General features: G+C 71.1%; 19 protein-coding genes, 1 tRNA gene and 1 pseudogene. 5 read left to right on the plus strand and 16 right to left on the minus strand.

Annotation, left to right across the window (positions count from 1 at the left end; all coding sequences use genetic code 11):
• Positions 1-11: 11 nt before the first annotated feature.
• The 3 genes from O7631_RS03070 to O7631_RS03080 form a co-directional block, all read right to left on the minus strand.
• Positions 12-1,667: a serine/threonine-protein kinase gene (locus O7631_RS03070; RefSeq protein WP_278142926.1), complete on the minus strand. Its 1,656-nt coding sequence runs from the start codon at positions 1,665-1,667 to the stop codon at positions 12-14.
• Positions 1,668-1,745: 78 nt separating this feature from the next.
• Entirely contained in the window at positions 1,746-2,261 is a 516-nt protein-coding gene (locus O7631_RS03075) for a hypothetical protein (RefSeq protein WP_278142927.1), read from the minus strand.
• A 135-nt stretch (positions 2,262-2,396) separates the two neighbouring features.
• The gene (locus tag O7631_RS03080; RefSeq protein WP_278142928.1) at positions 2,397-3,170 is read right to left on the minus strand and encodes an enoyl-CoA hydratase/isomerase family protein; all 774 of its coding nucleotides are present in this window, start codon (positions 3,168-3,170) and stop codon (positions 2,397-2,399) included.
• Positions 3,171-3,529: 359 nt separating this feature from the next.
• Here O7631_RS03080 and O7631_RS03085 point away from each other — a divergent pair, with 359 nt between their 5' ends.
• Positions 3,530-4,078, plus strand: coding sequence for a hypothetical protein (locus O7631_RS03085; RefSeq protein WP_278142929.1), 549 nt, complete (start codon positions 3,530-3,532; stop codon positions 4,076-4,078).
• Here the strand turns inward: O7631_RS03085 and O7631_RS03090 are convergent.
• The 5 genes from O7631_RS03090 to O7631_RS03110 all read right to left on the minus strand — a co-directional run bounded on the left by O7631_RS03090 (position 4,066) and on the right by O7631_RS03110 (position 6,449).
• The gene (locus tag O7631_RS03090; protein WP_278142930.1) at positions 4,066-4,710 is read right to left on the minus strand and encodes a histidine phosphatase family protein; all 645 of its coding nucleotides are present in this window, start codon (positions 4,708-4,710) and stop codon (positions 4,066-4,068) included. The genes O7631_RS03085 and O7631_RS03090 overlap by 13 nt on opposite strands.
• 68 nt (positions 4,711-4,778) lie before the next feature.
• Positions 4,779-5,444, minus strand: a complete 666-nt coding sequence (locus O7631_RS03095; RefSeq protein WP_278142931.1) for a DUF998 domain-containing protein — start codon at positions 5,442-5,444, stop codon at positions 4,779-4,781.
• A gap of 11 nt (positions 5,445-5,455) precedes the next feature.
• The gene (locus O7631_RS03100) at positions 5,456-5,875 is read right to left on the minus strand and encodes a VOC family protein (protein ID WP_088991350.1); all 420 of its coding nucleotides are present in this window, start codon (positions 5,873-5,875) and stop codon (positions 5,456-5,458) included.
• Positions 5,876-5,910: 35 nt separating this feature from the next.
• Positions 5,911-6,312: an AraC family transcriptional regulator gene (locus tag O7631_RS03105; RefSeq protein ID WP_278142932.1), complete on the minus strand. Its 402-nt coding sequence runs from the start codon at positions 6,310-6,312 to the stop codon at positions 5,911-5,913.
• A gap of 60 nt (positions 6,313-6,372) precedes the next feature.
• A tRNA-Thr gene (locus O7631_RS03110) sits at positions 6,373-6,449 on the minus strand.
• Positions 6,450-6,800: 351 nt separating this feature from the next.
• Here O7631_RS03110 and ugpC point away from each other — a divergent pair.
• Positions 6,801-7,892, plus strand: coding sequence for a sn-glycerol-3-phosphate ABC transporter ATP-binding protein UgpC (gene ugpC, locus O7631_RS03115; protein WP_088987349.1), 1,092 nt, complete (start codon positions 6,801-6,803; stop codon positions 7,890-7,892).
• Between the two features lie 122 nt (positions 7,893-8,014).
• On the opposite strand, the gene rlmB is transcribed toward ugpC, so the two are convergent.
• Together rlmB and cysS are read right to left on the minus strand one after the other, a co-directional pair.
• A complete protein-coding gene (gene rlmB / locus O7631_RS03120; protein ID WP_269682093.1) occupies positions 8,015-9,145 on the minus strand; it encodes a 23S rRNA (guanosine(2251)-2'-O)-methyltransferase RlmB in 1,131 nt (376 codons plus the stop codon).
• Positions 9,145-10,560: a cysteine--tRNA ligase gene (cysS, locus tag O7631_RS03125; RefSeq protein WP_269682092.1), complete on the minus strand. Its 1,416-nt coding sequence runs from the start codon at positions 10,558-10,560 to the stop codon at positions 9,145-9,147. Before cysS ends, rlmB begins: the two co-directional genes overlap by 1 nt.
• Positions 10,561-10,824: 264 nt before the next feature.
• Between cysS and O7631_RS03130 the strand changes: the two are divergent.
• Together O7631_RS03130 and O7631_RS03135 are read left to right on the plus strand one after the other, a co-directional pair.
• Positions 10,825-11,451: pseudogene (locus O7631_RS03130) on the plus strand (helix-turn-helix domain-containing protein); the annotation flags it as partial.
• A 916-nt stretch (positions 11,452-12,367) separates the two neighbouring features.
• Positions 12,368-12,925 carry a DUF559 domain-containing protein gene (locus tag O7631_RS03135; protein WP_278142934.1) on the plus strand — a complete coding sequence of 186 codons (558 nt, stop codon included), beginning with the start codon at positions 12,368-12,370 and terminating at the stop codon, positions 12,923-12,925.
• Between the two features lie 194 nt (positions 12,926-13,119).
• On the opposite strand, the gene O7631_RS03140 is transcribed toward O7631_RS03135, so the two are convergent.
• From O7631_RS03140 to O7631_RS03150, 3 genes are all read right to left on the minus strand, one after another.
• Complete coding sequence (locus O7631_RS03140; RefSeq protein WP_278142935.1) at positions 13,120-14,808, minus strand: S8 family serine peptidase; 1,689 nt, start codon at positions 14,806-14,808, stop codon at positions 13,120-13,122.
• 36 nt (positions 14,809-14,844) lie between these two features.
• The gene (locus O7631_RS03145; protein ID WP_278147823.1) at positions 14,845-15,582 is read right to left on the minus strand and encodes an HAD family hydrolase; all 738 of its coding nucleotides are present in this window, start codon (positions 15,580-15,582) and stop codon (positions 14,845-14,847) included.
• A 67-nt stretch (positions 15,583-15,649) separates the two neighbouring features.
• Positions 15,650-16,615, minus strand: a complete 966-nt coding sequence (locus O7631_RS03150) for a DMT family transporter (RefSeq protein ID WP_278142936.1) — start codon at positions 16,613-16,615, stop codon at positions 15,650-15,652.
• A gap of 86 nt (positions 16,616-16,701) precedes the next feature.
• Between O7631_RS03150 and O7631_RS03155 the strand changes: the two genes are divergently transcribed.
• Positions 16,702-17,247 carry a CGNR zinc finger domain-containing protein gene (locus O7631_RS03155; protein WP_269682087.1) on the plus strand — a complete coding sequence of 182 codons (546 nt, stop codon included), beginning with the start codon at positions 16,702-16,704 and terminating at the stop codon, positions 17,245-17,247.
• On the opposite strand, the gene O7631_RS03160 is transcribed toward O7631_RS03155, so the two are convergent.
• The 3 genes from O7631_RS03160 to O7631_RS03170 all read right to left on the minus strand — a co-directional run bounded on the left by O7631_RS03160 (position 17,214) and on the right by O7631_RS03170 (position 18,943).
• A complete protein-coding gene (locus O7631_RS03160; protein ID WP_278142937.1) occupies positions 17,214-17,789 on the minus strand; it encodes a GNAT family N-acetyltransferase in 576 nt (191 codons plus the stop codon). The genes O7631_RS03155 and O7631_RS03160 overlap by 34 nt on opposite strands.
• Before the next feature lie 168 nt (positions 17,790-17,957).
• Positions 17,958-18,140, minus strand: a complete 183-nt coding sequence (locus tag O7631_RS03165; protein WP_278142938.1) for a DUF397 domain-containing protein — start codon at positions 18,138-18,140, stop codon at positions 17,958-17,960.
• The gene (locus tag O7631_RS03170) at positions 18,131-18,943 is read right to left on the minus strand and encodes a helix-turn-helix transcriptional regulator (RefSeq protein WP_278142939.1); all 813 of its coding nucleotides are present in this window, start codon (positions 18,941-18,943) and stop codon (positions 18,131-18,133) included. Before O7631_RS03170 ends, O7631_RS03165 begins: the two co-directional genes overlap by 10 nt.
• Between the last annotated feature and the right edge of the window lie 162 nt (positions 18,944-19,105).

The following is a 19,105-nucleotide window of genomic DNA, read 5'->3' on the forward strand; positions in this document are numbered from 1 at the left end:
CCGGCCCCCGATCAGGCGGTGCGCTCCTTGACCTTCGAGTTCGGGCGACCGTTGGGGCAGTTCACCCGGATCTCACTGGTGTGCTCGGAGGAGGTCAGCTCGACCTGGATCTGCTTCGCCGGGCCCGGGTCGTACGCCTCGGCCCGGAAGCCGGGGGCAGGCGTCACCGCGAGCACCTCGACCGACTTCCCAACGCACCGGAAGGTGACAGTTCCGCCGCGCGCGTCCGCCGACGTGCCCTCGCCTGGGGTGGGCGTCGGCGCGGCCACGGTCGGGCTCACGGTCGGGCTCGGCGCTGGATTGCTGGCGGACGGGCTCCGGCCGGCCGGAGGGCCCGACCGGGTAGCAGGCGCCCCGGTGCGGGCCGGCGGGACGACGGCCGGCCCCGTGTCGTCCACGACGAGGGGCTCCTCGCTGCTCGGCATCCCCACGGTGGTGGTGCCCGGGCCGCTACCCGTGGAGGGCCCCTTCGGCCCGTGCCGCCGGTTGTTCGAGTCGCCGAGCGACCCGGCCATCGCCACCGCGACCAGCACCGCGCCGCTGACCGCCACCATGGCCCGTCGCCGCCGCCATGTTCCCCGCCGGGAAGCCGGGACGGCGCTCCCTGGTGCGGTCGGATCGGGGCGCGGCGCGCGGTCCTCGTCGGTGCCGCAAGCTTTCGCACCGGGGGCCGTCCCTTCCGTGCCAGCAGCTGGCTTGGTGGCCGTCCCTTGCGTGCCAGCGGCCGGCTTGACGTCCTCGGGGGCAGGGCTGACGGGCGTCCCGCTCACCTCGGGGGCAGGGCTGACGGGCGTCCCGCTCACCTCGGGGGCAGGGCTGACGGCCGTCCCGCCGACCTCACCGGCTGGGCTGGCGGAGGCAGCGGCGGCGTCAAGCAGGATGCGGGCCGCCTCGACGGCCGGCGGCCGGTCGGCGGGATCGCGGGCCAGGCACCAGCGGTAGAGCCGGTGGACCTCGGACGGCACACCGTCGATCGGGGGCAGCGGGGCCGGCTCGACGTGCGTGTGGGCGCGGAGCATCCCGCTCTGCGCCTCGGCAGGCCACGGCAGCCGACCGGTGAGCACCCGGTGCAGCAGCAGGCCGAGGGCGTACACGTCGCAGGCCGGCAGGACCTCGCCGGCCTCCAGCCGTTCCGGGGCCAGGTAGGCGGGCGTACCCAGCAACCGCCCCTCGAAGTCGATCTCCGAGTCTCCGGCCGCCGCGGCGATGCCGAAGTCGAGCACCTTCGCGCCCTTGGGCGTGAGCATCACGTTGCCCGGCTTGATGTCGCGGTGCACCAACCCCCGCGCATGCGCGTCGGCGAGCGCGGACGCCACCTCGGCACACACCCGAAGACCAGCGCGGGGCGGCAACGGCCCGACCGTCAGCCGCTGTTCGAGGGTGTGACCCCCGAGCAACTCCATCACCACGAACGGAACCTGGACGCCGTCGACCGACGACTCGCCGTAGTCGTAGACGCTTGTGACGTGCGGGTGCGACAGGCGGGCCGCCGCCCTGGCCTCGCCCTGGATCCGCTGCCGCGCTCCTGCGTCTGAGGCGACCAGCACCTTCACCGCGACATCCCGTTCGAGCACTTCGTCGTACGCCCGGTGCACCGCCGACATGCCACCACTGCCGAGGCGCTCCAGGAGCCGGTAGCGGCCCGCGAGCAACTGATCACGCTGCACGACCGACAGCCTGCCGTACCGACCCGACGTCGGGCCACCCGGGATCGAGATCCTGCGATGAGCGGGGCGGAGCCTCGGCTACCGCTCGCTCAGATCCGGGTGGTTCCGGAGGAATGCTTCACCCCGGCGGGCGTTGCGGAAGACCGACACGATCAGCACCACCCAGATCAGCCCCAGCAACCCGCCGATCATCGTGTGGAACGGCGCGGACCCCACGAAAACCTGGCCGATGCTCGTCATCAGCAGCCCCGCGCACAGCACCGCCAGATAGCGTTGACCGACGAATTGTCTGGCAGTCTCCACGAGCAGAGCCGGGTCTTCGTTGGTTTCGGGTGCGTCGCGTCGCACCTGCCGGTCCAGCCGACGTCGGTGCGACCAGCTGAGCCCGATCAGGGGTGACTGCCGTCCCGACCGGTAGCGGCCGGTGGCGACCAACCAGATGGCTGCGGCCACCTCGATGACGACTCCGAGAAGCACCAGGACGAGGCCGAGGTTGCTGGCCCAGCGCGGCGGGTCGCCGTCGAACATGCCGGTGTTCTCGCCACCCATCGCGACACCGACCGCGAGCCCGCCGACGACCGCGGGCAGCAGCACGACGAGGAGAATGAGACGGAGTGGCCGCTGTCCGCGCCAAATCCGGTCCGGATTCCTCGCTGCCGCGTCCATAGTGGTCCCCCGATCACCGCGTGAAGCGGGAACTACCCATCGACGGCGACGCTTCAAACGCAGTCAGTCGCCGGTCGGTGGCTGCCAGGCGAAGCGGGGCGTACGGCGCTCGGCTATCGCCGCGACACCCTCCCTGGCCTCGCCGGTGGTCACCACCTTCCGGTGCCACCAGGCCACCCGCGCCGGCCCGGCCCGATCGTCGATGATCTCCTTCGCGGCGGCGACGCTCACCGGCGACCGCTGGGCGATCGTCGCCGTCAACTCGTCCACCCGTCCGGCGAGCCGGTCGGAAGGCACCACCTCGTCGACCAGGCCGATCCGCAGGGCGCGTTCGGCGTCGATCAGCTCGGCGGTGAACAGCAGGTGCTTGGCGGCGGACGGGCCCACCAGCCGGGCAAGCCGGCGCGTGGTCGGTGCCGGATAGACCAGACCGAGCCGGGCCGGCGGTACGCCGAAACGGGCGTCTTCGGCGGCGATCCGCAGGTCACAGGCGACCGCGAGCTGGGCGCCACCGCCGACGCAGGCACCCCGGACGGCCGCCACTGTCGGCTTGGCGAAACGGGCCAGCCGTTCCTCGGCATCCACGGCGATGCTCGCGTCACCGGCGTCCAGCAGCTCGGCCAGATCACCGAGGTCGGCACCCGCGCAGAAGGCACCGCCGGAGCCGGTGAGCACCAACGCCCGTACGTGGGGGTCGGGCTCCAGCCGGTCGAGCAGTTCGGGGAGCTGACGCCACATGGCGGCCGTCATCGCGTTACGCCGAGCAGGGTTGTGGATCACCACCGTCGCGACCGGCCCGGTCACCTCGACTGTCAACTCCGCGTCCGACACGCCCACCTCCCCATCCGCGCCACAGTGCGCAACGACGCTGACCGACCCGCGACGCGACGCCGACCCACGACGCGACGCCGACCCACGACGCGACGCCGACCCACGACGCGACGCCGACCCACGACGCGACGCCGACCGACCCGCGTCACCGCGCACCAGGCCCGGCGACCATAACCGCGCCGGCCCGTGACCGATCGGTCAGGCCCGCCGCAGGCGCTGTGCATGGCAATCTTGGACAGTTTCCGTTACGCGCTAACGGAAACTGTCCAAGATTGCCATGACTTAGCGAGGCACGGGATCGATGACGCCGCCCGGAGGACGCCCTTGACGGGGAACCGAAGCTGCGGGCGGCGCGTCCGACGAGGATGAGAGTCACGTCGACAACCGGCGTCACCGTCGCGCTACTGGTCGCCCTGCTGGCCGGGTGCACCGGCACCGACCGGGCCGGCACCGCCGGAAATCCTCCCCCGGAGACCCCCGCCCCGACGGCCACCGTCCCGGCCACCGGCATCCCGACGCCCGGCGTCACCCCCACGGTCGCCCCGACTGTCGGCGCCACCGCCGCCCGGGTGACGCTACGGATGTCTGGCGGCTTCGCCGGGCGTGGTGACTCCATCACCGTCGAGCCGGACGGACGGTGGACCATGGTGAACCGGGCCGGCAGCCGACGCAACGGCACACTCACTCCTGCCGACCTGGGCAGCCTGACCAGCCTGGCCACCGACCCCCGGCTCGCTGCCGAAGCGGGGCCGCCACCCACCTCGACCAGCTGCTCGGACGTGCTCCACTACCGGCTGACCGTCGGCAGCAACGAGAGCGGGTACGCCGACTGCCCGGCCGACGCGAGCCCGCCGCCGGCCACCCAGGCGGTGGTCAAGCTGCTGCTGCGAGCCACCGGCACCTACACCAGGTAGTCCGGCGGCAGGCCGGTGGTCCGCAACTCCGGCGGAAGATGGGCCACGTCGTTGACGGCGAGCAGGTTCGGCGGGCCGGAGGGGCTGTAGCGGATCACGGTCAACCCCGCGTTGTGCGAGTTCAAGCCCAGCCAGCGCCGCTCCGGCGCGTCGAGGGCGTGCCGCACCAGCCAGCCGATCAGGAAAGTGTGCGTCACGACCAGCTCGCGGACCGGCTCGTCACCGGCTCTCGCCTCGACGGCCGGCCCGGCGAACCGCCGCACGGCCGCCGCCGTCACCTGCGGCCCGTCGACCCGCTGGGCCGCCGTGAACTGGGCCAGGAATGTCGCGTACGCGGGCGGCAGGCCGGTCGGGTCCGTGTCGTGTGGAAGGTGGTCACCGGCCAGCTCCGTCTCGTACACCGGAACCTCGGGCAGCGACGCGGCGACCAGCTCGGCGGTCTGCGCGGCCCGGCGCAGCGGCCCGTGGTGGACGGCGGCGAAGCGCCGGCCCCGCAACCGTTCGCCGAGCAGGGTGGCCTGCTGCCGGCCCCGCTCCGACAGCCCGGAGTCGGGTTCCTCGGTCGCGGCACTGCTCAGACCGGTCAGGTCCTGTTCGGCGTGCCGGGCGAGGTACAGCAGTCGGGTCATCATGTCGAACACCCCAACACACCGGGAGGCGCGGTTGCGACCCCGCGCCCCCCGGTCCCGCTCACGTCAGCTCAGTCGGCCTTCCCGGACGCCGCTCGCGCGAAGGTGACCGAGACCCACAGCCAACCGGCCGACACCGCCAGGCCGAACGCCACCATCACGGTCGGTGCCGGTCGGACCATCAACGCGACCCAGCTCACCGCGAAGAAGACCCCGGTCGCCAAGCTGTACGCCGCTCGACCACGTGCCCCCTGCCGTGCGGCCCGACGGGCTGCCACCACCGTCGCAACGATCAGCGACACGAAGGCAACCGCCGCCACCAGGAAGTGCAGGCCGCCGTGCCAGCTGATCTGACCGGCGCCCCGAGGCGTGCCGACCGGGAACCCGTCGGCCGGATCGGCGCTGAAGACCGCCGCCCCGATCAGGCCGAGGCCGTACAGCGCGAGCAGCCGAGGTAGCCACACCGACCCTGCCTCAGCACGGTGTCGCAGCGCGTTCGCGGCCAGCGCACAGAGCACTCCGCTGACCAGGAACGTGACGATCTGGATCCAGCCCAGCTCGCCGGTGCTCAACACGCTGACCGGATGCCGACGGAAGTCGAAGCCCTCCCGGGTCGACGCCTGCACGATCGCCGAGGCGGCGAAGATCGGGCCGGCGAGCACCCCGCCGATCAGCAGTGCACGGTCCCGACCGACGGCGGCCGGTCGTACCAGAGGGAAATGTGCGGCCTGGCTCATCGTCTGCTCCCCTACGCCCGCGGGAACATCTGGCCGATACGGATCTTGTTACCGAACGGGTCCCGGATGCCGAAGTCGATCCCGTACGGGCGCTCGGTCGGCTCGTCGGTGATCTCGACGCCCTTCGCCACGAGATCCTCGTGCGTCTTGTGGGCGTCGTCGGTGGTCATGAAGAGGTACCCGCCCAGGGCGCCCTTCGTGAGCAACTCGCGGACCTGCTCGGCGGTCGCCGGGTCCATCGCCGGCGGGCCCGGCTTCTCCAGCAGGATCTCCCGCTCCGGGTCGCCGGGCAGGTTGACAGTCAGCCACCGCATGAAGCCGAGATCCTGATCGGTGTTGACCTCCATGCCGAGCTTGTTCACGTAGAAATCGAGCGCCTCGTCCTGGTCGAGGACGTAGATCTGGGAGCGGCTGATCGCGTTCATCGTCATGCCCATGACGCTAGAGGTAGACCGTGACCTGCTGCTTATCCAAAACTGCTGGGTCGCGTCCAGGCTTTGGTGAAGCACGACGGGACGTTGGCCGAGGCGACGCGATGACGCCGGAAGTCCGAGGGCGACTCGCCGACGATCTGCCGGAACGTCCGGCTGAACGTCCCCAGGCTGCCGAAGCCGACGGCGTAGCAGATGTCCGTCACGTCCCGGCTCGTCTCCACCAGCAGCGTCATGGCCCGCTCGACCCTGCGACGTTGCAGGTAGCGGTGCGGGGTCTCACCGAACGTGGCCCGGAAGGTACGGATGAAGTGCGCCTCGGAGACGTGCGCGATCCGGGCCAGGGCGGGGATGTCCATAGGCTCGGCGTACGCCCGGTCCATGGCGTCCCGGGCGCGCAGCATCGCCCGGTTCGACTCCTCCACCGCACGACTCATCGGCCTCTGTCTCACCCGGTCGACCGTTGCGCCCCCCGATGCGGGATCGGAGGGTATAGATGGAGCCCCCGGCCGGGATCGAACCGGCGACATCTCGCTTACAAGGCGAGTGCTCTGGCCAGCTGAGCTACAGGGGCGCGTGTGTCGAGGTCAGCATAGCGAGTGACTTCCGGATATCCCGCTCGCGAGGGCTCCCGAGCACGGGAAACGTCAACAACCCGACGCCGATACGCCTTCACGGCGCTCGACGGTGTGTCGATTGATGTCCGACCGTGCCGGAGTGACCGGAATGCGTAGCCGGGCCACCGTCGTTCCATGCTCCCTCACCTTGGCAGCACGGGGAAACACGTTTACGGTTCATGACACGGACGACGACCCGGTGCCCTCGCGACCGAGCCGCCGTCCGTTGGCCGGCGCGGACACGTGCCGGTCGCTCCTTCACTCGGATCGTCCGGCACGTTCCTGCCGGTGAAAGGAAGCGCTTCACCATGGCTACGGTCACCTATTCCAAGGCTTCCCGGGTCTACCCGGGCCAAGAGCGTCCCGCCGTCAACGAGCTGGACCTCGAGATCGGCGACGGCGAGTTCCTCGTCCTGGTCGGCCCCTCCGGTTGCGGTAAGTCCACCAGCCTGCGGATGCTCGCCGGCCTGGAGGACGTGGACGCCGGCTCGATCTACATCGACCAGCGCGACGTCACCCATCTCCCCCCGAAGGCCCGCGACATCGCGATGGTCTTCCAGAACTACGCGCTGTACCCGCACATGACGGTGTACGAGAACATGGCGTTCGCCCTCAAGCTGCGCAAGACCTCCAAGTCGGAGATCGACCGGCGGGTCAAGGAGGCGGCCGGGCTGCTCCAGCTGGAGGAGTACCTCAGCCGTAAGCCGAAGGCGCTCTCCGGTGGTCAGCGTCAGCGTGTCGCGATGGGCCGGGCGATCGTCCGCGAGCCGCAGGTCTTCCTCATGGACGAGCCGCTGTCGAACCTCGACGCCAAGCTGCGTGTGCAGACCCGTACCCAGATCGCGTCCCTGCAGGCCAAGCTGGGCGTCACCACGGTCTACGTCACCCACGACCAGGTCGAGGCCATGACCATGGGTCACCGGGTCGCGGTGCTGCTCGACGGTGTCCTCCAGCAGGTGGACACCCCGCGCGCGCTCTACGACACCCCGGCCAACGTGTTCGTCGCCGGCTTCATGGGCTCGCCCGCCATGAACATCAAGACCGTGCCGCTGAACGAGAAGGGCGCCGAGTTCGCCGAGATGTACATCCCGCTGACCCGGGAGCAGGTCGAGGCGGCCCGCGCCGAGGGTGGCGACGGCAAGGTCACCGTGGGCTTCCGCCCGGAGGACTGCGAGCTGGTCAGCCCGACCGAGGGCGGCATGCCGGTCGTGGTCGAGCTGGTCGAGGACCTCGGCTCGGACGCGAACGTCTACGGTCACGCCGCGCTCGGTGGCAACTCGGAGCGCTTCGTCGTCCGCACCGACCGGCGCAACATGCCGAACATGGGTGACACCGTGTTCGTCAAGCCGACCGCCGGTCGTAGCCACGTCTTCCACGCCTCCACCGGCAGCCGGATCTGACGTAACGCCGTACCGACAGGGGGCGGTCCGCTTCGGCGGGCCGCCCCCTTCGTCGTGTGGACCCGGCAGATCTGACGACGATGCCCCCTCCCACGCGTGGGAGGGGGCATCGACCTGGCGTTCTACAGCTCGACGGAGCGCCGCCGGGCGACCTCGGCGAGGGCGACCGCCGCCGCCACGCTGGCGTTGAGCGACTCGACCTCGGAGATCATCGGGATGCTGACGGTCAGGTCGCAGGTCTCTCCGACCAGGCGGGACAGACCCCGGCCCTCGGACCCGACCACCACGACGAGCGGGCCGACGGCGGCCTCCAGGTCGTACAGGTCGGTGTCGCCGTCGGCGTCCAGGCCGACGACCATGAAGCCGGCGTCCCGGCACGCCTTCAACGACCGGGTCAGGTTGGTCACCTGCGCCACGGGCACCCGCGCGGCCGCGCCGGCACTGGTCCGCCAGGCGGTCGCGGTGATTCCGGCAGCACGACGCTCGGGTACGAAGACACCCTGCGCGCCGAACGCCGCAGCCGATCGGATCACCGCACCCAGGTTGCGGGGATCGGTGACGCCGTCCAGCGCGACCAGCAGCGGTGCCTGCTGCTCCAGGGAAGCGGCGACCATGTCCTCGAAGGGCTGGTACGCGAACGGCGGCACCTGCAACCCGACACCCTGGTGCAGCACCCCACCGGTCATCCGGTCCAACTCGGCCCGGCTGATCTCCAGGTTGGCGATGCCCCGGTCGGCGGCGGTCCGGATGATCTCCTTGGTCCGCTCGTCCACGTCGATGCCCTGGGCCGTGTAGAGCGCCGTCGCCGGCACCTGGGCGCGCAGCGCCTCCAGCACCGGGTTACGCCCGACCAACAGCTCCGGGGAGTCCTTGGACGGGTTGGACTTGCGCCCCGGGGAAACCCGGGGACCGGACCGCGCGGTGGGCTTGCCACCCCGACCACCGGTCGCGCCACGACCGACCGGTACGCCCCGACCGCCACCCTTGCCCCAGGTGGTGTCCTTGGTGCCCGGCTGACCGATCTTCGGGGCGCGCCCCTCCTCGGCCGCCACCCGGCGCTCCTTGTCCTGCTTCCAGGCGGTGCGCTGCGGCAGCTTCTCGGTGCCCGAGTAGCCCTTGTGCCACGGCCGCTCGTCAGCGGGCAGGGTGCGACCCCGCCCGGCCAGCGAGTCCTTGTTCTTGCCGCCGGAGCCCTTGGGGGCGCTTGCCTTCGACGTCAGTCGCCGGCCACGGCGCTGCGAGTTGCCGGCCATCAGTCCTGCTCTCCAATAGTCCAACGGGGGCCCTGGGGGGTGTCCTCGACCACCACGCCGGCCAGCTTGAGCTGGTCACGTACCGCGTCGGCGGCGGTCCAGTCCTTGCGGCCCCGGGCCTGCGCGCGCTGCTCCAGGGCCAGCGCGATCAGGGAGTCCACCACGGCACGGAGATCATCGGGTCGGCCGCCACCGGTCCAGGCCGGGTCGAGGGGGTCGATCCCGAGGATATCCAGCATTGCCCGTACCACGGCCAGGGTGGTGCGGACAGTCACATCGTCGCCGGCGCTCAGCGCGGTGTTGCCGTCGCGCAGGTGCTGTTGCAGCACGGCCAGCGCGGCGGACGTGTTGAGGTCGTCGTCCATCGCCGCCACGAACCCGGCCGGCAGGTCGCCCAACTGCCCGGCACCGACCCGCTCGGCCGCCCGCTGCACGAAACCCTCGATCCGGCGGTACGCGGTGGCCGCGTCGCGCAGCGAATCCTCCGAGTAGTCGATCACCGAGCGGTAGTGCGCGGCGGCGTAGTAGTAGCGCAGCTCCACCGGCCGGACCCCGAGCGAGTCCACGTACGCCAGGCCCAGCGCGTTGCCCGCGGACTTGCCCATCTTGGCCCCACCGATGCTGAGCAGCCCGTGGTGCACCCAGTAGCGGGCGAACGGCAGCCCGGCGGCCTGGGACTGGGCGATCTCGTTCTCGTGGTGCGGGAACGTCAGGTCCAGCCCACCGCCGTGGATGTCGAACTCCGGGCCGAGATACCGCCAGCACATCGCCGAGCACTCGATGTGCCAGCCCGGACGGCCCAACCCCCACGGCGACGGCCAGTACGCGTCCGCCGGCTCGTCCGGTTTGGCACCCTTCCAGAGCGCGAAGTCACGCGGGTCCCGCTTGCCCCGGTCGGGCGCGTCGCCGGCCGACTGCATCGCGTCCGGTGACTGACCCGACAGCGACCCGTACGCCGGCCAGGACGCCACGTCGAAGTAGACGTCACCCGAGCCGTCGGTCGCCGGGTACGCGTGCCCGTCCGCGATCAACTTCGTGATCAGCTCGTGCATCTCCGGGATGTGCCCGGTGGCGCGCGGCTCGTAGGTGGGCGGCAACACGTTCAACGACCGGTACGACTCGGCGAGGAGCAGCTCGTTGGCGTACGCGATCGACCAGAACGGTCGCCCCTGGTCACCCGCCTTGACGAGGATCTTGTCGTCGATGTCGGTCAGGTTGCGGATGAAGGTGACCTCGTAGCCGGCGGCCAGCAGCCAGCGGCGCAGCACGTCATAGTTGACGCCGGAGCGAAGGTGACCGATGTGCGGCGGAGCCTGAAGAGTGAGACCACACAGGTAGACCCCCACCTTGCCGGCTTCCCGCGGGACGAAGTCCCGCACCGATCGGGTGGCGGTGTCATACAGGCGTAGCGTCACCGCACAAGGGTAGCTGTCCGTGCCTGTCCGGGTCCGCCGGTGCCGGGTCGTACGCTGCCAGGCGTGGATGCGACCGCACGCTCCGGTGAGACCCCGGCCGACCCCAGCGCCCCCGCCGCCGGGCTCCCGAGCCAGGCCGACGGCGTCGCGGTGCAGGCCGACGGCCCTGCGGGGCGAGCCGACGGCATCACGGGACGGGGCGACACCCGCGCTGGGCGGGCCGACGCCGTCGCGGGACAGGCCGGCGGCGTTGGGGGGCGGGCCGGGGAGGCGTCGCAGACCCTCGACCGGGGGTTGCGGTTGCTGCACCTGGTCGCGGACGCCCCGGGTGGTCTGACCGTCACCGAGGCCGCGCACCAACTCAGCATCGGTCGCGCGGCCGTCTACCGACTGGTCAGTCCGCTGATCGGGCACGGCATGCTGCGGCGGGACAGCGACGGCCGACTGCGCCTCGGCGCCGGCCTGCTGCACCTGGCCCGACGCGCTCAGCCGCTGCTCGCCGAGGGCGCGCTGCCCGCCCTACGACGTCTCGCCGAGCAGGCCGGCGCGACCGCGCACCTGACAGTCGTCGAGGCGGGCGACGGCGTCGCACTGGCCGTGGTCGAGCCGAGCTGGACGTCGTTCCACGTCGCGTACCGGACCGGGGCACGGCATCCGCTGGACCGGGGGGCGGCGGGCCGCGCCATCCTGGCCGGTCGCAGCGGGCTGGCGGAGCCGGTGAGCAGCAGCGGGGAGTTGCAGGCCGGGGCGTACGGGGTGGCCGCACCGGTGCTGGGCGTACCTGGCCTGGAGGCCAGCGTCGGGGTGGTCGCGCTCGCCCCGCTGGACGTCGACACGATCGGCCCCCAGGTGCTGGCCGCCGCGACAGCCATCGCCAGCGCCCTGAGCTGACCCCACTAGCCGTCCGCCCGCCGCCCCGCTCGACCGTCCGCCGCCCCAACAAGCGCTTGATCAACTCGTGTTCATGGATGTCGGGGTATCGCACTGCTAGTAAGGGCCCGACTTTCAGTAACGCGAGTGGATCGCGTCCGCGCGAATGATGACTGACCTCTACCGGCCGAAACGCCGGGCGAGTCATACCACGATCAGTATGCGAAGTCCCGGTCGTCCACAGGCTCGGCCGGTCGTCCCGGGTCGGGTTGTCCACAGGGGTTTCGGCGGTCAGCCGAAGGTCGGCAGGCTGCTCCGCATGCCACCTCGTCCGCACCGCCCCGATCCTCTGACCTGGCAGGTCTTCCGTGGCTCCGACGCTGTTCGGGACGGCCTGCTCACCGAGCACCAGCTACGCAGCGCCGCCTGGGTGCGGCTGCGCCACGACATCTACGCCGACGCACGGCTCGACCGGGACCACGCCCTGGCCTGTCGCGCCGCGCTCCTCCGACTTCCGCCCGGGGTGACCGTCGGTGGCCCATCGGCCGCGTACCTGCTCGGTGTCGAACACGCCGCGGCCTTCACCGACGACGTACACGTCCTCGTGCCGCGATCGCCTCGAATCGGGCCACAGCGCGGCCTCCGCGTGCACGTCAACGCCATCACCCCAGTGCCCGGCAGCGAGGCGCCAGAGCGAGTCGGGCAATCACCGTCCCTTCGCCGTCCACCCGGCCCTAGGCATACGACAGGCCCGGGGCGTCCACCGATCGCAGGCCAGCCAACGGGCGGCATGCCGACCAGACCAGGAGGCATGGCAACCACCAGACCGGGCGGCATGACCGCCAGAGCGGCAGACACAGCGGCCAGGCCCAATGCATTGACGGTCGGACCAGAGGCCAGGACACCCAGACCGGGCGACGGTCGGACGACGGCCTTCATGCCCGCTCTCAGCACTCACCCGGGTGGCCTGATCCCGCGTTCCGACCCCGCGCGGGCAGCTTGGGAAACGGCCGTCTGGCTCGACCCGCTGCGCGCTATCGCCATCATCGACTCACTGCTCGGTCAGGGGTTGACGGATCGCGACGCGCTGGCAGCCATGGCCGACCGCAACGCCGACCGGCCGGGTGGGCGGCGGGCGCGGTGGCTCTTCGACCTGGCCGACGGCGGAGCCCAGTCTCCGCCGGAGTCGCACCTGCGCGTGCGTTTCATTCTCGGCGGGCTACCGCGCCCGGTCGTCCAGCATTCGATACGTCTGCCCAGCGGGGTGGTCCTTCACCCCGACCTGGCGTGGCCGGAATATCGGGTGGCGGTCGAGTACGACGGGCAGTGGCACTCCGACGCAGACCAACTGCACCGCGATCGCCGCAGACTGAACCTGCTGGTCAGCGCGGGTTGGCTGGTGTTGCACGTGACGAGTCGACGACTGCACGGCGAGTTCCCGGCTGTGCTCCGTGAGGTACGTGCCGCGCTGGCCAGCCGAGGTTGGCGACGGTGACCGCCCCACCAGCCTTGATCGACTCGCGTTCCTTGCAAGCGCGGTGTCAATCGGCCTTCGACAGCGCGGTTTCCAGGAACACGAGTGGATCAAAGCCAGGTAGGGCAGAGCGAGCCCGCAGGACGGGGCGGCGGAGGCCCGGAATGCCAGCGGACCCGGTCGACAGTGGTCGACCGGGCCCGCTGGGTGGTGCCTTACGGGCGGGCGTTCGGCTTGAGCGGGGTCTTCACCGCCGCGTAGGCGTCGACGATCCCGTAGCCGTAGAAGCCGTTGAAGTTGACCCCACCGGCGCAGTACGCGTCGTAGGTCTCGTCGCGGCCCTCGTTGCGGTACTGCTGCAACCGCGGCTCCGGGCAGGCGTGCTCGGCGGCCGTGCGGTAAAGGTGCTGCTCGACCAGGTCCGGCGACATGCCGAAGCCGGTCCGGCCCTGCGCCTTGCCGTACCGGCTGACGATCAGCGCGGCGACACCGGCAGCGTGCGGGGACGCCATCGAGGTGCCTTGGAGGTAGGTGTAGTAGCCGCACTCACCGTTGGCCTTGCACTGCTTGAAGACCGACTCCTCGAAGCCGGCGACAATGTTGCCGTCGGCGTCGACCGAGCCCTCCTCCTGAAGCACGTGCTTCGGGTACGTGGACAGGATCATGTTGGCGTCGGTACGGAACGTGTCGGTGCCGAAGCCGTCCCGGAACCAACCACCCGGGGCTGCCACCGAGATCTGCTCGGTGCCGTAGTTGGAGAAGTCCGACTTCTTGCCGGACGGGCCGACCGACGACACACCGATCACGTGCGGGCCTTCGGTGGGCAGGTCCCAGCAGCTCTCGTTGTCGATCGGCCGGGGGTACGGGTCGGCGCCGTAGTCCGGGCTGGTGGTGTCGGTGCGCGGCGCGCCCAGGTCTTCGTTGTTGTTGCCGAGCGCACCGACCAGGGTGACGCCCTTGTTGTGGGCGAAGACCAACGCCCGCTTCATCGCCTTGATGATGGCGCGCTGTTCGGCCTGGTCCTCGGGGGAGTCGGCCGGGTTGGCGGTGCAGTTGTAGAGCCACGGGTCGACGTAGAACGACATGTTGACCACGTCGATGCCGGACCGGCCGGCGTGCAGGAGGGCGTTGACCACCGGCTCGAGGAAGAAGTAGCCGGAGTCCTGGCCACCCTTGAGTTCGACGAGGGAGACGTTCGGGGCGACACCGGAGAGGCCGAAGCCGTTGGCGGCGGCCCCGATGGTGCCGGCCACGTGGGTGCCGTGCCCACCGTCGTCGGTGCCCACCGGGTCGAGGCAGCTCGGCACCTCGCAGGGGCCGTCCACATCGATCAGGTCGGGCGCGAAGTTGCGTGACAGTGCCCAGTTGAAGTTGGGCGCGATGTCCGGGTTGCTGGCGTCGACGCCGGTGTCGAGCACACCGACGGTCACCCGACGGTCACCCGGCTCGATCTTGCGGGCCTTGTCGGCCCGGAGCATCGCCAGGCCCCAGAGCTTGTCGTCGAGCGGGTCGAGCTTGGCGCCCTTCCGGGCGGCGGCACCAGCGGCAGCACGGGTTGCTGCGGTCAGGTGCTCCTGCTCGACCCGGTCCAGCTTGGGCTTGCGGCCGATGGCCTTCTGCTCAGCGGCGCCGATCAGCGTCGGAGCGGCGGTCGCCTTGGCCGCGAAGTCGGCCCGGTCGCTGGTGACCTGGTACATGCCGACCTCGTCGGACCGGGACACCACAGTGCCGCCGGCCGCCCGGATCGCGGCTACCGCCGTCTCGGCGGCGACACCGTCCTCGGCGACGACGGTGAAGGTGCGGGAGGTGCTCGGCGCGGCGCTGGCCGGCACACCCAGCCCCGCAGCCGTCAGTGCCAACACTGCCGCGGTCGCGACAGCGCCGGCGGTGAAGCGCTTGCTCACCACATCGGATCCTCTCGTTGAGGGACGTGGCAGCCATCACACAGCACCCGGCAGGTTTACGCCAGCTGAACGTCCGTTATGGCGGCGAATCTCTACTTCGGCAAACAATGCGAGCGCCACCGACAGGTCCGCCACGGTGGACACCTCGGCGTCGGGCGTGTGACCGAGTGGGCGGGGCAGGCCGGCGCGGTTCAACCACACCGAGCGGAGGCCGGCGCGATGGGGCGCCACCACGTCGTGCTCCCACGAGTCACCGACGTACACGATCTGTTCGGCCGGCACCCCCGCCGCGCTGACGACCGCGGCGTAGAACTCCGGGGCGGGCTTCTTGGGCAGGCCGTTCTCGTGCGCGTACACCTCGAAGGCGAACTCCCCGGCGAGCCCGCACCGTTCGGCGCGGCTGTTGCCGTTGGTGGCGAAGCCCAGCGTGTAGCTCTCGCGGAGCGTGGCCAGCGCCGCCGGCACGTCGGGGAACGGCCTGGTGAGGGCGAACCGGCGGGCGAAGAAGAGGGCCGCGAACTCGTCCAGGTGGTCGCCCAGGTCGGCGCGGGCCAGCGACCGGGCCAGCGCGGCGCGGCGGATCTCCATCACCGGGGCGGCCGCCAGGTCGCCGAAGACCGCACCCCAGTCCGACTCCAGCTCGGCGAGCGTCACCTCGGCCGCCGCCGGGGTGCGTTGGCGCATCTCGTCGAGGACGGCGATCAGCCCGCCGGTCACCGCCGGCCGCAGGTCCAGCAGGGTTTCGTCGGCGTCGAACACCACGGCGGTCAGCACGACGCCCACTGTTCCACCGGCAACCTGGCACCGACACCCCCGAACCGGGCACGGGCATTCCGCACGGCTAGCGAGCGTCGAGCGCGAGCACCGGCTCGGACGAGACCGGCGTGGGCTCCGCCGGCGACCCGCGCAGCTCGTCGAGGCGTACCAGCGCGACGCCGGCGACGATCAACGCTCCGCCGAAGAGCTGCCAGCCGGTGGGCAGCTCGTTCAGGAAGAGCCAGGCGATCAGCACCGCGAACAGCACCTCGGTCAGCCCGACGAACGACGACAGCCGGGGGCCGAGGATGCGGGTGCCGGCGATCCCGGCCAGGTACGCGATGACGGCGGCCACCAGCGACAGCCCGGCGATGGGCAGCAACCAACTGGTGGTCCGTCCGGCGAAGGTGACGTCGCCGAAGGTGGCGTGCAGGGGCAGCAGACCGGTCAGCCCGACGAGGAGCAGCACGCCGGCGCCGACTGCCATCCCGCCGCTGGCCATGGCGACCGAGGGCAGCCGGGAATCGACCCGACCGGCGAGCACGAAGTAGCCGGCCAGGCCGAATGCCGCGCCCAGCCCCCAGAGCACGCCCACCGGGTGGAAGTCGGCGGTGCCGGCGAGGTCGAGGACGAACGCCAGCCCGACCAGGGCGGCCACCGATCCGGCTACGGTGAGCCGGCGGGGTCGCTGCCCGTGTCGCAGCCACATCCACCCCACGACGAGGATGATGCCCAGGTATTCCAGCAGCAGCGCGACACCGACGGGCAGGTAGCGCACGGCGTTGAAGAAGCAGACCTGGGCCAGGGCCACCCCGAGGAGCCCGAACATACCGATTGACGTGGCGTTGCCGCGCAGCACCGACCACCTGCCCCGCAGTGACAACAGGGCGGGGATCGCCAGCACGAGGGCGGCCACGCCGACCCGGGCGATCACTGCCGACTCGGCCGACCAGCCGGCCTCGATGAGGGATCGCGCGAAGGTGCCGGAGGTGGCGAACGTGACTGCGGAGAGCAGCGCCAACGCGGCGCCGGCAGCAGGTCGTGAGTGCATGTCGCGCTCCTCGGAGACGGCACCGTGTCATGAGCAAACTATCCTTGTACTGATGACGCTAAGCGTCCGCCCTGACAGGAGTCAAGATGCTATTCGCTCATGACACCGAATGTTCGCTGATCGCCACCGCCGCACTGGTCAACACCGCGGGCCGGGACGGTGAGCTGTTGCCCGACGTCGCCGCGCTCGACGCGTTCTTCGTCCGGCACTCCTACAGCGGCCGGCACGAGCACACCGACGCCGAGTTGCGCGCCGTGAAGGAACTGCGACCCCAGCTACGTCGCATCTGGCACGCCGAGCCGCCCGAGATCGTCGCGCTGGTCAACGGCCTGCTGCTGGAACACAAGGCGTTGCCCCAGCTCATCGAGCACGACGACGAGCCGTACCACCTGCACGCCGTTCCCCGCGACGCGCCGCTGGCCACCCGGATCGCGGTGGAGGCGGCGATGGCCATGGCCGACCTGGTCCGTTCCCGCGAGCTGAGCCGGCTGCGCATCTGCGAGTACCCGGACTGCGACAACGTCGTCGTCGACCTGTCCCGCAACCGGTCGCGACGGTTCTGCGAGGCCGGCTGCGGCAACCGGGCCGCCGTTACCGCCTACCGTGCCCGCCGAGCCGCCGGCCGCTCCTGAACCACCTCGTACTCCACCTCGCCGTGCTCCGTGCCCGGAATCGGGTCGTCCCACTGCAGGTGGAAGGTGCGCACGTGGCGCAGCCCCGCCTTCGCCATCACCCGCCGGGAGCGTTCGTTGACCGCCATCGTCTCGGCCCAGACCCGACGCACCCCGACGGTGTCGAAGGCGTACCGGACCAGCGCCCGCGACCCCTCGGTGGCCAGCCCTCGCCCCCACGCCGAGCGGCGCAGCCGGTAACCCAACTCGGCCTCGCTGCCGTCCGCCGACGGGTCGAGCGCGAACCAACCCAGGAATTCGCCCGACTCCCGATCGAGCGCCGCCCAGCGGCCCAACCCGGGATGCCGCCCGTACTGGGCCAGCAACCTCGGCAACTGCTCGTCCCGGACGGTCGCCGGCGACGTGGGCACCCCACCGCTGAGAAACCGCATCACCTCGGGGTCGCTGTCCAACTCGACCAACGCGTCCACGTCGCCCATGGTCAGCCGTCGAAACCGCAGCCGCTCGGTCCCCGCTGGGACCACCAGGTCACCGTCATCCACGACCGGATCATCCCGTCGCGCCACCCCACCGTCGAGCCGTTTACCGGGCCGCGCCCGCAAGATCCGCGCAACATCGGCGAAACTGCTGCCTCCGGCGCCGCCGAAGCAGCAACATCGGCGAAGTTGCGCGCGGCAAGCCCGATCGCCGCCGCGCGCCAGGCAGTCGCGTCAGCGCGGGGGCGCGACCACGAAGAGCCGCCAGGAGTACGCGTCGACTACGAGCACGGGCCCGTCCGGGTCCTTGCTGTCTCGCACCCCGACCACGCCCCCAAGGTCCGTAGCCACCTCGACGCAGTTGCCGTCCTGGTTGCTACGGCTGCTCTTGCGCCATCGAGCGCCGGTCAACTCCACGATTCGGCCACCTCGCTCATCAACTCGATGGAAGCCTGCGGGGGCAGGGCTTCGCCCAAGGTAGCCTCCCAGACCCGCTGCAAACGCGCCAGATCCCGCGGCTGGTCCAGCTCCTGACCGCGAACCTGGCTGTCCAGGTAGGCCAGCTCTGTGGTGTCGGGCAGGGCAGCGAGCGCGAACGGCCCGCCGAGCCCCGGATATTCCTCAGCGGATCGCGGCACCACGTGCAGCCGGACGCGAGGGTGCCCGGTGGCGATGCCGACCAGGTGCAGCGTCTGGTCGCGCATCACCTTCCGCTCGCCCACCCGTCGCCGCAGCACCGCCTCGTCCAGCACCGCCACGATCTGCGGCGCACGTTCGCTGTGCAGCACGTTCTGGCGGTCCATCCGCTCGGTCGCTCGCCGGTCGACCTCCTCGGGAGCGAGCAGGCCGCCGGCCTCGAAGACCGCCCGTGCGTATCCCTCCGTCTGGAAGAGCCCGGGTACGTAGCGGGGCTCATACCACCGGATCGTGCGCGCATGCTCAAGGATCGCCTGCCAGCCCCGCAGCCAGGGCTGCGCCCGGTCGAGGCTGACCAACTCGGTCGACATACGGCCGAACAAGCCGCCGGTGTCCAGGGCCCGGTCGACGAGTTCCAGGTACTTCGCTGTGGGCGGTTGCTGACCCAACTCGACGGCACTGACCATCGACGCCGAGTAGTTGACCGCCTTCGCCAGCTCGTCCTGACTCCAGCCCCGCCGGACCCGCGCCCGGCGCAGCTCCGCGATGAGGAACGCCGCCGCCGTCATCTGCCCATCGGCCATGCCAGCCGCCCTCCACCCCGCCGACGATCGATTCCAGCCGGTCGCCAACGGTGTCACCACCGAACGCAGGGCGGCTGTGACGACGCGACCGAACCCTTCCGACCGTAGTCGCCCGATCACCAGACTGTGAAGTGCGACGCCGCTCCCCGTCCCCCGGGCCCG

This window comes from Micromonospora sp. WMMD967 (genome assembly GCF_029626165.1).
Taxonomy (GTDB): domain Bacteria; phylum Actinomycetota; class Actinomycetes; order Mycobacteriales; family Micromonosporaceae; genus Micromonospora; species Micromonospora taraxaci.

Coding starts and splice junctions, on each gene's coding strand:
- O7631_RS03155 (WP_269682087.1), top strand. CDS start 16,702: ATGCTATTCGCTCATGACACCGAATGTTCGCTGATCGCCACCGCCGCA.
- O7631_RS03135 (WP_278142934.1), top strand. CDS start 12,368: ATGCCCGCTCTCAGCACTCACCCGGGTGGCCTGATCCCGCGTTCCGAC.
- O7631_RS03100 (WP_088991350.1), bottom strand. CDS start 5,875: ATGACGATGAACGCGATCAGCCGCTCCCAGATCTACGTCCTCGACCAG.
- O7631_RS03150 (WP_278142936.1), bottom strand. CDS start 16,615: ATGCACTCACGACCTGCTGCCGGCGCCGCGTTGGCGCTGCTCTCCGCA.
- O7631_RS03105 (WP_278142932.1), bottom strand. CDS start 6,312: ATGAGTCGTGCGGTGGAGGAGTCGAACCGGGCGATGCTGCGCGCCCGG.
- ugpC (WP_088987349.1), top strand. CDS start 6,801: ATGGCTACGGTCACCTATTCCAAGGCTTCCCGGGTCTACCCGGGCCAA.
- O7631_RS03170 (WP_278142939.1), bottom strand. CDS start 18,943: ATGGCCGATGGGCAGATGACGGCGGCGGCGTTCCTCATCGCGGAGCTG.
- O7631_RS03090 (WP_278142930.1), bottom strand. CDS start 4,710: ATGATGACCCGACTGCTGTACCTCGCCCGGCACGCCGAACAGGACCTG.
- O7631_RS03085 (WP_278142929.1), top strand. CDS start 3,530: ATGAGAGTCACGTCGACAACCGGCGTCACCGTCGCGCTACTGGTCGCC.
- rlmB (WP_269682093.1), bottom strand. CDS start 9,145: ATGGCCGGCAACTCGCAGCGCCGTGGCCGGCGACTGACGTCGAAGGCA.
- O7631_RS03095 (WP_278142931.1), bottom strand. CDS start 5,444: ATGAGCCAGGCCGCACATTTCCCTCTGGTACGACCGGCCGCCGTCGGT.